Source organism: Pseudoalteromonas sp. A41-2 (assembly GCF_015767615.1).
In the GTDB taxonomy this organism is placed as follows: domain Bacteria; phylum Pseudomonadota; class Gammaproteobacteria; order Enterobacterales; family Alteromonadaceae; genus Pseudoalteromonas; species Pseudoalteromonas lipolytica.
This window is the reverse complement of the sequence record NZ_CP065231.1, coordinates 2,123,885-2,136,472: the sequence shown is the minus strand read 5'-3', so window position 1 is coordinate 2,136,472 and position 12,588 is coordinate 2,123,885. Positions and strand designations below refer to the sequence as shown.

General features: G+C 41.1%; 13 protein-coding genes. 11 read left to right on the top strand and 2 right to left on the bottom strand.

Features of this window, described 5'->3' with window-relative positions:
• Nucleotide 1: 1 nt before the first annotated feature.
• Entirely contained in the window at nucleotides 2-1,261 is a 1,260-nt protein-coding gene (locus tag IT970_RS09700; protein ID WP_036967545.1) for a tetratricopeptide repeat protein, read from the top strand.
• A gap of 56 nt (nucleotides 1,262-1,317) precedes the next feature.
• On the top strand, nucleotides 1,318-2,322 hold the full coding sequence (locus tag IT970_RS09695) for a hypothetical protein (protein ID WP_118844417.1): 1,005 nt from the start codon (nucleotides 1,318-1,320) through the stop codon (nucleotides 2,320-2,322).
• Nucleotides 2,323-2,348: 26 nt separating this feature from the next.
• Here the strand turns inward: IT970_RS09695 and IT970_RS09690 are convergent, their stop codons facing one another.
• Both IT970_RS09690 and IT970_RS09685 read right to left on the bottom strand, forming a co-directional pair.
• A complete protein-coding gene (locus tag IT970_RS09690; RefSeq protein WP_036967551.1) occupies nucleotides 2,349-2,684 on the bottom strand; it encodes a TraR/DksA family transcriptional regulator in 336 nt (111 codons plus the stop codon).
• Nucleotides 2,685-2,735: 51 nt separating this feature from the next.
• Entirely contained in the window at nucleotides 2,736-3,713 is a 978-nt protein-coding gene (locus tag IT970_RS09685) for a tRNA-dihydrouridine synthase (protein ID WP_065978731.1), read from the bottom strand.
• 172 nt (nucleotides 3,714-3,885) lie between these two features.
• On the opposite strand from IT970_RS09685, the gene IT970_RS09680 reads away from it, so the two are divergent.
• The 9 genes from IT970_RS09680 (at nucleotide 3,886) to htpG (ending at nucleotide 12,505) form a co-directional block, all read left to right on the top strand.
• Entirely contained in the window at nucleotides 3,886-4,473 is a 588-nt protein-coding gene (locus IT970_RS09680; RefSeq protein WP_118844416.1) for an HvfA family oxazolone/thioamide-modified RiPP metallophore, read from the top strand.
• A 54-nt stretch (nucleotides 4,474-4,527) separates the two neighbouring features.
• A complete protein-coding gene (locus IT970_RS09675; protein WP_196857277.1) occupies nucleotides 4,528-5,391 on the top strand; it encodes an HvfB family MNIO-type RiPP peptide maturase in 864 nt (287 codons plus the stop codon).
• Nucleotides 5,384-6,142 (top strand): HvfC family RiPP maturation protein, encoded by a 759-nt coding sequence (locus IT970_RS09670; RefSeq protein ID WP_259369851.1) that lies wholly within the window; start codon nucleotides 5,384-5,386, stop codon nucleotides 6,140-6,142. Before IT970_RS09675 ends, IT970_RS09670 begins: the two co-directional genes overlap by 8 nt.
• A gap of 86 nt (nucleotides 6,143-6,228) precedes the next feature.
• A complete protein-coding gene (locus IT970_RS16095) occupies nucleotides 6,229-6,351 on the top strand; it encodes a hypothetical protein (RefSeq protein WP_256213662.1) in 123 nt (40 codons plus the stop codon).
• A gap of 139 nt (nucleotides 6,352-6,490) precedes the next feature.
• Nucleotides 6,491-7,036, top strand: coding sequence for an adenine phosphoribosyltransferase (gene apt / locus IT970_RS09665; RefSeq protein ID WP_036967559.1), 546 nt, complete (start codon nucleotides 6,491-6,493; stop codon nucleotides 7,034-7,036).
• A 3-nt stretch (nucleotides 7,037-7,039) separates the two neighbouring features.
• Nucleotides 7,040-9,427, top strand: coding sequence for a DNA polymerase III subunit gamma/tau (dnaX, locus tag IT970_RS09660; protein ID WP_075593167.1), 2,388 nt, complete (start codon nucleotides 7,040-7,042; stop codon nucleotides 9,425-9,427).
• A gap of 59 nt (nucleotides 9,428-9,486) precedes the next feature.
• Entirely contained in the window at nucleotides 9,487-9,813 is a 327-nt protein-coding gene (locus IT970_RS09655; RefSeq protein ID WP_036967566.1) for a YbaB/EbfC family nucleoid-associated protein, read from the top strand.
• A gap of 10 nt (nucleotides 9,814-9,823) precedes the next feature.
• Entirely contained in the window at nucleotides 9,824-10,432 is a 609-nt protein-coding gene (recR, locus tag IT970_RS09650) for a recombination mediator RecR (RefSeq protein ID WP_036967569.1), read from the top strand.
• Between the two features lie 159 nt (nucleotides 10,433-10,591).
• Nucleotides 10,592-12,505, top strand: coding sequence for a molecular chaperone HtpG (gene htpG / locus IT970_RS09645; RefSeq protein ID WP_036967589.1), 1,914 nt, complete (start codon nucleotides 10,592-10,594; stop codon nucleotides 12,503-12,505).
• Nucleotides 12,506-12,588: the final 83 nt, after the last annotated feature.

Sequence of the window (12,588 nt, the reverse complement as noted above, 5' to 3'; positions counted from 1 at the left end):
AATGAGAAATTTATCTAAAGTAACAGCACTTGCGCTTCTTATGACTCTTTCAGGTGTGGTTTTCACTGCACCTGCTTTAGCAGCGCCAGATTACGCGAAGATTGAAGCGCGTAAAAAAGCAAAAACTAAAGTAATGGGTGAGCGCGTTGGTAAGAAAGTTATTAAAGCATTCGACCTGTACAATGAAGAGAAGCTTGATGAAGCGATTGCATTACTTAAAGAAATTGATCCATCGGATGAGTTTGATAAGGCAACTGTTGATCGCTACCTAGGTCAAATGTACGCTCAAAAAGAGCAGTACAAACTGGCTATTAAGCATGTCGCAGCGGCGGTGAAACCTGATGTATTAAACTTTGCTGACCAATCGCAAGGCTTAAAACTGTTAGGTGACATGTACGCGGGTACTGAGCAATACGCAAAAGCAAAAGATGCGTATTACGCTTGGATGGACTTCACAGGTGAAGAAGACGACAAAGTTTACACTCGTATTGCGCAAGCAAACTATGAGTTAAAACAGTTTAACGACGTTCTTCCAGCTGCAAACAAAGCAATCAAATTGGCGGAGGAGCCTTCTAAAGCTTCTTACCAATTAAAGCTAGCTGCCTATTTTGAACTTAAACAGTACAAAAACATGGTAGAAGTAGCGGAAGAGATTGTTCGTGTTTGGCCTGAAGACAAAAAAGCCTGGGTTGGTTTAGGTAAATACTACCTTCAAACTGAAGACTTCAAGAAAGGTCTAGCGACCATGGAAGTTGCCTATAAAAATGGCTATTTTGAAAACGAAGTTGAATACAAAGTACTTTCTAACTTTTACTCGTTAAACGAAATTCCTTACAAAGCAGCTATTGTGCTTGAAAAGGCAATTAACGAAGAAAAAGTGGTTCGTAACAAGCAAAATATCAGTGCAGTGGCATCTAACTATCACCGCTCAAAAGATATTGAGAAAGCAGCTAAGTACTATGAAGAAGCGGCTAAATTTGATGACGATGCAGAGCTTTATCGCAAAGCAGGTTCATTACTTTTACAATCGCAAAATTATGGTGCAGCCGTTGTTCGTTTGAACAAGGCATTAGAGTTAGGTTCTGATAAAACGGGATCTATCTATACAGACTTAGCTGAAGCTTATTACTACCAAGAAAAGTATAAGCAAGCGTATGCTGCTATTACAAAAGCAATGGATGATCCGCGCACGCGCAAATTTGCGAAGAGCTGGTCGACCTACATCAAAGATAAAGCCGCTCGCAACGGTGTAAAAATCTAATTGATGTTGTTTTAAAATAAAAAGCCCCTCTGGGGCTTTTTTTATGGAATTTTATTATGATAAGACAGATCGTTTTGTTGTTATTAGTCAGTGTCATGTTATCTGCTTGCAGTGAGCAAAGTGATCGCTTTAGCACGTATACCGAAGGACAACAGCAAATTGGCAATATAAATAATCTTTTATCAACCCAGCTAGACAATGGTGGCAAAACATATTGGCCATTTTCTGAAGCGTACTTACAGGCTCGTCATCTTGCTTATCAAGGCTTAGCAAATGTTGAGTTGAGTTATTCACAGCAAGCGCAGTTAAATTATTTAATTATTGCGCAGCGATATCCAGAACGATTTTTTGTATGGCCCGTACAGCGTGATGTGATAAGTAATGCTATAAAGCAAGATGATTACACACCGGAAGCGCTCGGCAAGTGGATAGAGCGAGTAGAAACAAAACTCATAGAGGCTGAGCAAAGTAATTTAAGGCTTAATAAGCTTGAGCTAAAGTTGTTACGCAGTATGGTGGTATCTCACCTCGATAATAATAATGAAAATGTCGTGATGGCACTAACGAAGCTTAATCAATATTTAGCGCAATACAAGCCTCGAACAAAACTGGGGTTAGTTGGGCTTGCGAATGGTAAGGATTGGTATCAAAGTAAACTTAATTATTTTGCCAATACAACAAAGCCACCCTTGTCTTGGTTAAGTGAGATTCAGCACTTACTAAAAGAAAAGCCCACAGTCAATTTGTCATTACCTGTTTTTTCATCACATAACAAGCCACTCGTGTTGCAGTATTTGGAGGACGGCGATTTACATGCTGGGCTTGACTGGCAATTAGATTTCATTGATGCCAAACGAAGTAAACGTCAATTGAATCAAGATGAACAATACTTTTGGTCTGTAATGATGGAAACCGATTTAGGGATTCATTATCACACTTGGAATGAGCAACAAGCACGTGTAAATTTAATGAAGCGTTTAAGTGTTAATCAGCAGCAGGCTGATTGGCTAATCGAAGATATTGTACTTTATCCTGCAATGAGCTTTATTTTTGCGCGTTAACTAGGTTATCTATTCAACACTGCGCTTTAAGGAGCGCAGTGTCGGCAGCGTTGGCTTGCAGGGTCTGCAATTAAACGCTCATTATCAATTTTTTCCTCACAGTCACAGCAATAACCATATTGACCAATATCAATTTGGCACAGTGCTGCTTCGAGTTTTTCTAACCGAGATATCAATATTTGAAATTCGGGTCCGAGATTATTCGCTGTCATTTCTAACCAAACAGAAGGCGGGTTATCCTTAAGTTGCGAGAGTAGTAGCTGATGGTGACCTTGATTAGAACTAGCCAACATATCAAGTAAACGTTGTCTAACCTGCGCCAGTTCCGCAGATAGCTTTGTTTGGATTTCAGTATTGTTCATCGCGTTTGTTCCAAGTGGGCAATACTTTAATTATCCAACAAAAGCGATCCATTAGTTATGATTTGCATCAAAACTAGGCGCTTTGGCATACTTTCTTAGTACATTTGCAACGTCATCTTTCGCTTTTAAACGTCTAATTTCATCAAAAAGTGTATGTGCTTGTGGGTATTGGCGTTTCAGATAACCAAGCCACTGCTTGGTGCGAGAAGCAAAATATTTTTCACACTTACTCTCGTCTTGGTGCATTGATGAGTGAATAATGTGGTAAATAACATGTTCCCATTGCAGTGGAGTATATGTTTCATTGTTTACATGCGCTTTAATTTGCATTGCAAGATCTGGCATTGCCAAGGCGCCTCTGCCAAGCATTAAGTTTTGACATTGACTACGAATCTGGCACAGCATTGCGTCTTCGACTTGCCATATTTCACCATTAGCCACTACAGCAATATCTTTATTTTTAATTAATGGCGGGATTTTTTCCCAGTATGCAGGAGGGTTGTAGCCATCACGTTTTGTTCTTGCATGGATAGCGAGGCTAGATGCACCCGCGCTGACTACCGCATCAACGATTTCTTGGCTATTACTATCATCATCAAAACCCAGTCTAATTTTAGCGCTTACTTGATGTTTGCTATCTACAGCATCGCGAACCGTTTTAATGATGTCGTACATATGCTCCGGATCTTTCAATAGTACTGCGCCGCCTTTACTTTTATTGACCGTTTTTGCGGGGCAACCAAAATTTAGGTCAATACCGTGTGAACCTAAGCTAATCGCCTTTACAGCATTTTCAGCTAATGCATCTGCAACCTGACCAAGTAGCTGAATTCTCACTGGTGTTCCAGCACGGGTGTAGCCATCTGTTTTTAATTCAGGGCAGTAGCGATGAAATACACGTTCTGGAAGTGTTGCATCAACAACACGCACAAATTCAGTCACGCATAAATCAAACCCACCTATGTCAGTAAGAAGCTGTCTCATTTTAAAATCGACAACGCCTTCCATTGGTGCTAAAACTAGTTGCATAATACCATTAAACTTAATGAAAAATTGGACGCGTATTTTACCTGCAATTAGCAACTTGATAAATCGTAATTTGCTTTGTAGGGCGATTTACTAAAATAATTGCATAAATATGAAATTAATTTTTAATCGTCGGGTCTTGTCTAATATACCTTATAAAAAAGAGAGTCATCGTATGAACACAGTTAAGAAAAACTCAATTGCATTAACATTAGGCGCCGTTGTTGTGGGTGCATCAAGCTTTGTAGCCACAGATGTAAATGCAAACCCATTTGAGTTCCAACAAATGCAAGCGGGTTACCAGCTTGATGCTGCTGAAGGCAAATGTGGCGAAGGTAAATGCGGTGCCGAGAAAAAGGCAGAAAAAGAAGGCAAATGCGGCGAAGGTAAATGCGGTGCCGAGAAAAAGGCTGAAAAAGAAGGTAAGTGCGGCGAAGGTAAATGCGGCGCTGACAAAAAAGCAGCCAAAGAAGGTAAGTGTGGCGAAGGTAAGTGCGGCGCTGACAAAATGGCATCTAAAAAAACAGCCAAAGAAGGCAAGTGTGGCGAAGGTAAATGTGGCGCTGACAAAATGGCATCTAAAAAAGCAGCCAAAGAAGGCAAGTGCGGTGAAGGAAAATGCGGCGCTGACAAAATGACATCTAAAAAAGCAGCCAAAGAAGGCAAGTGTGGCGAAGGTAAATGTGGCGCTGACAAAAAGGAATCTAAAAAAGCTGCTAAAGAAGGTAAATGTGGTGAAGGTAAGTGTGGTTCAAACCACTAAGCTTTTACTTAGCGAGTAAAAGGGCCATTTAGGCCCTTTTTAGTAGGAGATGATATGTCATTTGAATCGACCTTGGATTTTGGCCAAATTGGTTTAGGACTTCGACGTGAAATGCTTGATGATATGCTCGCAGGTGTCCCAAAGCCAATTGATTTCTTAGAAGTGGCACCAGAAAACTGGTTGAAGCTAGGCGGTCGTTTTGCTAAACAGTTTAAGCAACTTACAGAGCAACATGCATTTATTTGTCATGGTTTATCGTTATCAATCGGCTCACCTGCAGCGCTGGATGTCGAGTTTGTAAAATCATTAAAAGCCTTTTTTAAAGAGCATAACATACGCTTGTTTAGTGAACATTTAAGCTATTGTTCGGGAGAGGGTCATATGTATGATTTAATGCCAATTCCTTTTACTGAAGAAGCTATTAAACATGTTGTTTCACGTATTAAACAGGTTAAAGATATTTTAGAGCAGACTATCGCTATCGAAAATGTGTCGTACTATGCGGCTCCAGGCCAAGAAATGACGGAGCTTGAATTCACAAAAGCGATACTTGAAGAAGCCGATTGCCAACTTTTACTCGATGTTAATAATATCTATGTAAACTCAATAAATCATGGCTACGATGCAACGCATTTTTTAATGGGCTTGCCTAGCCATCGAATAGCGTATGGACATGTTGCGGGGCATTATACTGAAGCTGAGGATTTATTAGTCGACACGCATGGCTCACCCGTTATAGACCCTGTTTGGCAGCTGCTAGAAAAGGCGTATGATGTGCACGGTGTGTTTCCAACACTGCTTGAGCGTGACTTTAATATACCGCCAATGAATGAGCTTCTTGCTGAGCTGGCAATTATTAATAACTTACAACGAGCAGCTTTAAAAACAAATCAACCAACGGTGAAACAAAGTGCCTAGTCATTTTATTGAAGTCCAACAGCAATTTATGGCGCATATCCGTGATCCTGCTCACAACGCAAAACCAGCTGATGTTGAAGAGCGACGAATGGCGATTTATCGTGACTTATTTTTCAATAATGTTGATGGTTTTGTAAGTTCAGCATTTCCTGTTTTAAAAAGTTTGTATAAAGAAGATGATTGGCAACAAAGAGTGCGGCAGTTTTTTAGTAAACATGATTGCAGTTCCCCGTTTTTTTTAGACATTGCAGGAGAGTTTTTACAGTTTCTTGCTGGCAGCTACACAAAGCAAAAAAACGATCCGCCATTTATGCTCGAATTAGCCCATTATGAATGGGTTGAACTCGATGTATCGGTGTCACATCAAGGTAGTCATGAAATAAATTTAGAAGCTAACCAAGTTGCGCGTGCAGGTTTATATTTAACCAGTTTGGCTCGTAATTTAAGTTATCTTTACCCAGTACATACAATCAGTCAGGATCATCAACCTACAGTGCCTGCCAGCGAACCCTATTATTTTGTTGTGTATCGCGATAACAACGATGAGGTACAATTTCTCTCAACAAATGCAATGACCGCTTTATTGTTAAGTATTATCGAATCACAACCCGGTATTGATTTAGCTGAGGTATGTCAGCAGGTTGCAAAACATGCTCCACAATTTACATTAGAACAGCTGTATCAAGGAGCATTAAGTACACTGAGTTCAATGGCTGAACGAGGCGTCATTGTCACTCAGCGAGCACCTTAAAAAACAGCATAAACGCTTTATTGATGTAAGCACTTCGACTATTATGTGCGCTTTGTTTTATCGTGCTTAATAGAAAGGTAGTAATTATGTCGAATGATAAAGACTTTAAAGATCCGTTCAACGCAACGTATTTTATTGCGTTCCTAGCAGTGTTTGCTGGTATTGGTTGCCTTAACGCTATCCTAGGCTGGATCACCGCTTTATCTTAATATGCGTATGCAAATTTAAGACATCAGGCTGCATTATGCAGCCTTTTTTGTGCTTATTTCAAAACTTGCTACCGACTTTTAAATAAGGCGATGTTATACTCGCAAGCTTTGTTATATTAACTATTGAGCAGTATAAATTATGACTCAAGCAACTTCAGCGCTCATTAAACAGAGCATTGCAACTATCGCTGATTACCCTAAGCCAGGTATTATGTTTCGTGACGTAACAACCTTAATGGCAAACGCAGACGCTTTTAAAGCAACAATTGATAGCTTTATTTCTGCGTACAAAGATCAAGGATTTACTAAAATCATTGGTACAGAATCACGTGGCTTTATTTTTGGTGCACCCCTATCTTATGCGCTGGGTATTCCGTTTATTCCTGTGCGTAAACCAGGCAAGCTTCCGCGTGAAGTCATTTCGCAAAATTACCAATTAGAGTATGGTGAAGATACACTTGAACTTCATACTGATGCTATCGTTGCAGGTGATAAAGTGTTATTAGTAGATGACCTACTCGCGACAGGCGGCACAATTGAAGCAACGGCTAAACTTGTTGCTAAATTAGGTGGTCATGCAACTGATGCTGCTTTCGTTGTTTCATTACCAGAGCTTGGTGGAGAGCAGCGTGTTGCACAAATGGGCATTAAAATTCTAAAGTTGGTTGAATTCGAAGGCGAATAATTAATGAGTTATCAGGTTCTAGCAAGGAAATGGCGACCACAAACCTTTCACGAGTTAGTGGGACAGTCTCATGTTAAGCAAGCGTTAGTGAATGCATTAACACAAAACAGACTTCATCATGCTTATCTCTTTACTGGAACCCGTGGGGTGGGTAAAACAACCATCGCACGTATATTTGCTAAAAGTCTAAACTGCGATAAAGGAATTTCTGCAGAACCTTGTGGTCAATGCTCAAGCTGTACCGACATTGAAGCGGGTCGCTATATTGATTTATTAGAAATCGATGCTGCATCGCGTACCAAGGTAGAAGACACCCGTGAAATCCTTGATAACGTGCAATATGCACCAACGCGAGGTCGTTATAAGGTTTACCTTATCGATGAAGTTCACATGCTTTCAAAGCACAGTTTCAATGCGCTACTTAAAACATTGGAAGAGCCGCCAGAGCATGTGAAATTTTTATTAGCCACGACCGATCCACAAAAACTGCCAGTGACAATTCTATCGCGCTGTTTACAGTTTAATTTAAACGCGTTATCACAATCAGAAATTCATGATCAACTTGCTCATGTTCTTAATCAAGAACAATTAAGCTTTGATGATAAATCGTTGTCTATCCTTGCTAAAGCCGCCGATGGCAGTATGCGAGACGCCTTAAGCTTAACCGATCAGGCTATTGCTCAGACAAACGGTAATATTAATCATCAAGCTGTTCAAACCATGCTTGGTTTGATGGATACACATTACAGTCAAACCATGTTAGCAGCCGTTTTATGCCAAGATGGTGATGCACTTCTGGCCGAAGTGAAAGCGGTTGTCAGTCGAAACCCAAATTTTGTCGCCTTATTGGATGATTTAATTGCACTTACTCACCTTATTCAGCTTGTGCAATTAGTCCCCAGTGCCGCTGCACTTGATGAGACTAACCGAGACTTTATTGAGCAGGTTGCACAAACAACCGATGCTCAACAAATGCAAGTGTATTACCAGTTGCTGTTAAATGGTAAAAAAGATTTGCAATGGGCACCGGATGCAAAACTAGGGTTTGAAATGATCATGTTGCGTTTGTTGGCATTCCAACCGACACAATTTGCGCAAAGCCAAACACCGACAAATAGTCAACAGCAGGTGAAACCAAGTGGTGCAGGTGCACTACGTGATATCTTAAAAAAATCATCAGCTCAGCGTGAACAAGCAGCATCCGAGCAAACGTCTACGGCAGTAAACCAAGCACCTTTGCAGCCACAGCCAATAAAAGCCGAGCCTACGGTTACACAAGCGGCAGCACCACAGATTGACCTAAAACCTGAACAAAAAGTCGATAATACAGCTGAGCAGTCACAACAACCTAGTCAATCTTTTGATACGTCAGGGAGTTCTGATAAACAGTCAGCGGCTTCTTTGTATCAACAAAATAGTACCGATACGCCTGATATGCCAGCGACAGAATACTATGATGATTACGATGCTCAAATGGACTCATCGCTTGCAGCGCAATATGATGATGTGATGAGTAGCGCTTATGATCAGGGTTTTATTGCTAACGAGCCAGATGTGCAACCACTGCCGCAGGCAGAGCAAACAGCGCCTGTGCAATTACAACAGCAGCAAAGCTTGGCTCAATCGGCAATTGCACGTATTTTAAAAGATCGTAATATTTCTGGTGCAGGGCGTTTAAGCGGTGCTGCAAGTCAAACTGACATAAAGCCAGAGCCCGCGGAATCGACAGTACATGAGCCAACGCAACATGGTTCAGCATCAACGAATTTTCAACCTCAGCAGCAAACAGTGGCTGCTGATGTAAAAAAGCCAAGCCCCCAGCCGACGGGGGAGAGCAGTCATAAAGTAAAAAAAGTCGACTTTAAAGCAAAGCATCAAACCATAACAGAAAATTTAGCCCCTGAGTTGCTTGAGCAGATTAATCCACAAAAAGCACCGGAGCCTGTAGCAGAAGAGCCTAGTATTCCTGTTCCTGATGATTTTGAAAGCCCGATCAGCAGTATTAAATTTGCACACGAACAAGATGAATGGGCTTATTTAATAAAACGTATGGGACTAGGTGGGCGTATGCGTCAATTTGCGCTACATTCTATTTTCACAAAGAATGATCGTCAGCTTCATATTGAAGTCGACTCTTCACAACGTCACCTCGACAGCGCCGTACTAAGACAAAAGCTCAACGCAGCGTTAAGCGAGATTTATGGCCATAATGTAGAGCTCAATATCGACTTTGCAGATGGGGTGATAGATTCGCCTTATTTGATTCAGCAAAAGATTGATGCAGGCCGTCATCAACAAGCAATAGATGTAATAAATAGCGATGAGAACATTGTGCAATTTCAACAATTATTTAGCGCAATAATCGACGAAAACAGTATTCAGGCATTGTAATTACACACAATAGCCCTTATCTTCATGCCAATTAAAGTAGTTTAGAAAGAGAGACAGTTATGTTTAAAGGTGGAATGGGTAACATGATGAAGCAAGCGCAGCAAATGCAAGAGCGCATGCAAAAAGCCCAAGAAGAAATCGCAAACCTAGAAGTTGTAGGTGAAGCAGGTGCAGGCCTAGTTAAAGTAACGATGCTAGGTAACCACAATGTACGTCGTGTAGAGCTTGACGAAAGCCTAATGGAAGACGACAAAGATATGATCGAAGATTTACTTGCAGCAGCATGTAATGACGCTGTACGCCGTGTTGCCGAAGAAACACAAGAGCGCATGAGCAAAGTAACTGGCGGTATGCAATTACCACCAGGTATGAAAATGCCATTCTAAGTGAACATTTATGCAACTATCGCCTAGTTTAACACAGTTAATTGAAGCACTGCGCTGCCAACCGGGTATTGGCCCGAAGTCAGCACAGCGTATTGCTTTTCATTTACTTGAACGCGACCGCCAAGGGGGTAAACAACTTGGCCACGCACTCACAAAAGCAATGGATGAAGTAGGGCACTGTCAGTCTTGTCGTACCTTCACAGAGCAGCCTGTGTGCGATATTTGTTCAAGTGTTAAACGCCAAGATAGTGGTTTATTGTGTGTGGTTGAATCGCCAACCGATGTACTTGCTATTGAACAAACCGGACAATATCAAGGGCTTTACTTCGTTTTAATGGGTCACTTGTCACCAATTGATGGCATAGGCCCCAAAGAAATCGGCCTTGATATCCTAGAAAGTAAACTGCAAAACGGCGGCATTAATGAGGTGATCCTCGCAACCAACCCAAGTGTTGAAGGTGAAACCACAGCCCATTATATTGCAGAGCTTTGTCACAAATACCAAGTGAATGCTTCACGCATTGCTCACGGTGTGCCAGTTGGTGGTGAGCTTGACTTGCTTGATGGCATGACCCTAATGCATGCCTTTAGCGGGCGACGCGCAGTAAATCAAAACTAATACCCAAAACGGTATCAAAAGCCTGCTTAATGCAGGCTTTTTTGTGTTTTATCTCCAATTTACCTGCAAATTTAATTTTTTGCCTTGAAGTTCCTAAAGCCTGCCCCATATATGAGTCATAGTGCAGATAAGACACTTTGTTAATTGGAGATTTACACAATGACTGCAGCACAAAAAGAAACATTAGGCTTTCAAACAGAAGTCAAACAACTATTAAACCTGATGATTCATTCTCTTTATTCTAATAAAGAGATTTTCCTACGTGAACTCGTATCAAACGCGTCAGATGCGGCAGATAAATTACGTTTCCTTGCGCTTTCAAATGGCGATTTATATGAAAACGATGCCGACTTAAAAGTACGTATCAGTGCCGATAAAGATGCAAACACAGTGACTATTACTGATAACGGTATCGGTATGAGCCGTGAAGATGTAATTAACTCATTAGGTACGATTGCAAAATCAGGCACGGCAGAGTTTTTTCAAAACTTAACGGGTGACCAAAGCAAAGATTCACAATTAATTGGTCAATTCGGTGTAGGCTTTTACTCAGCATTTATCGTTGCGGATAAAGTAACGGTACGCACCCGTAAAGCCGGTGAGAGCCAAGGTATTGAATGGCAATCAGCTGGTGAAGGCGAATACACGCTACAAGAAATTGATAAGCCAACCCGTGGTACTGAAATTATTCTTCATTTACGTGAAGACGAAAAAGAATTTGCTGATGAATATCGCTTACGCAGTATCGTTACTAAATACTCTGACCATATTTCAATTCCTGTTGAAATGTACAAAGCAGAAGTACCAGAATCTGAAGGTCCTGATGGCGAGAAAATCCCAGCACAACCAGGCGAATGGGAAGGTATTAACCGCGCAACGGCACTGTGGACTCGCGACAAGTCAGAAGTAACAGACGAAGAATACAAAGAATTCTATAAACATATTGGTCATGATTGGGAAGAGCCATTAAGCTGGGCGCATAACAAGGTTGAAGGTAAAACTGAATACACAAGCTTGTTATACATCCCGAAAAAAGCACCATTCGATTTATGGAATCGTGACCGTCAAACAGGTTTAAAACTGTATGTGCAACGCGTTTTCATTATGGATGATGCTGAGCAATTTATGCCAAGCTACCTGCGTTTTGTGAAAGGTCTACTTGATTCAAATGACTTACCACTTAACGTATCGCGTGAAATCTTACAAGATAACAAAGTGACACAAGCAATCCGTAAAGGGTGTACATCGCGTGTCCTTAAAATGCTTGAGCGCATGGCTAAAAACCGTGAAGAAGATTATCAAACGTTCTGGAACGAGTTTGGTCAAGTGTTAAAAGAAGGCCCAGCAGAAGACATGGCAAACAAAGAAGTTATTGCTAAGTTGCTGCGTTTCTCTTCAACACACACAGACGAAAGCACACAAAATGTATCGCTTGATCAATACATTGAGCGTATGAAGCCAGAACAAGATAAGATCTACTACGTGGTTGCTGATTCATTTGCTGCGGCAAAAAATTCACCGCACCTAGAAATCTTCCGTAAGAAAGGCATTGAAGTATTGCTACTAAGTGACCGTGTTGATGAGTGGATGATGAGCTACCTAACAGAGTTCAACGAAAAATCATTCCAGTCAATCACTCGTGGTGACTTAGACCTTGGCAACATGGATGATGAAGAAACCAAAAAAGCGCAAGAAGAGTCAGAAAAAGAAGTGGCAGGCTTAGTTGAACGTATTAAGACAGCCCTGGGTGATAGTGTTAAAGATGTACGCTTTACGCACCGTTTAACCGACTCGCCTGCCTGTGTTGTTGCTGATGAGCATGACATGAGCTCGCAAATGCAAAAACTAATGGAATCAGTAGGTCAAACAGTGCCTGAGCAAAAGCCAATTTTTGAGCTTAATCCAGAGCACCAACTTGTGAAGCATTTAAATGTTGAACAAGATGAAGACAAGTTTACTCAGTGGTCACATGTCCTACTTGACCAAGCATTACTGGCTGAGCGCGGTACCTTAAAAGACCCTGCTGGCTTTGTAACTCGCTTGAATAAACTAATGCTAGATTTAAGCAAGTAAGCGTTTTTACAGTTTGAATTAGAAAAGGAAGCCCAGCTTCCTTTTTTATTGCCGCTAATATAGGCAATTGGTATAAGTTACTT

What these genes read in the sequence shown, in the direction of transcription:
- IT970_RS09675 (WP_196857277.1), top strand. Translation starts at nt 4,528, where the DNA reads ATGTCATTTGAATCGACCTTGGATTTTGGCCAAATTGGTTTAGGACTT.
- IT970_RS09690 (WP_036967551.1), bottom strand. Translation starts at nt 2,684, where the DNA reads ATGAACAATACTGAAATCCAAACAAAGCTATCTGCGGAACTGGCGCAG.
- IT970_RS09655 (WP_036967566.1), top strand. Translation starts at nt 9,487, where the DNA reads ATGTTTAAAGGTGGAATGGGTAACATGATGAAGCAAGCGCAGCAAATG.
- htpG (WP_036967589.1), top strand. Translation starts at nt 10,592, where the DNA reads ATGACTGCAGCACAAAAAGAAACATTAGGCTTTCAAACAGAAGTCAAA.
- recR (WP_036967569.1), top strand. Translation starts at nt 9,824, where the DNA reads ATGCAACTATCGCCTAGTTTAACACAGTTAATTGAAGCACTGCGCTGC.
- dnaX (WP_075593167.1), top strand. Translation starts at nt 7,040, where the DNA reads ATGAGTTATCAGGTTCTAGCAAGGAAATGGCGACCACAAACCTTTCAC.
- apt (WP_036967559.1), top strand. Translation starts at nt 6,491, where the DNA reads ATGACTCAAGCAACTTCAGCGCTCATTAAACAGAGCATTGCAACTATC.
- IT970_RS09695 (WP_118844417.1), top strand. Translation starts at nt 1,318, where the DNA reads ATGATAAGACAGATCGTTTTGTTGTTATTAGTCAGTGTCATGTTATCT.
- IT970_RS16095 (WP_256213662.1), top strand. Translation starts at nt 6,229, where the DNA reads ATGTCGAATGATAAAGACTTTAAAGATCCGTTCAACGCAACGTATTTT.
- IT970_RS09700 (WP_036967545.1), top strand. Translation starts at nt 2, where the DNA reads ATGAGAAATTTATCTAAAGTAACAGCACTTGCGCTTCTTATGACTCTT.
- IT970_RS09680 (WP_118844416.1), top strand. Translation starts at nt 3,886, where the DNA reads ATGAACACAGTTAAGAAAAACTCAATTGCATTAACATTAGGCGCCGTT.
- IT970_RS09685 (WP_065978731.1), bottom strand. Translation starts at nt 3,713, where the DNA reads ATGCAACTAGTTTTAGCACCAATGGAAGGCGTTGTCGATTTTAAAATG.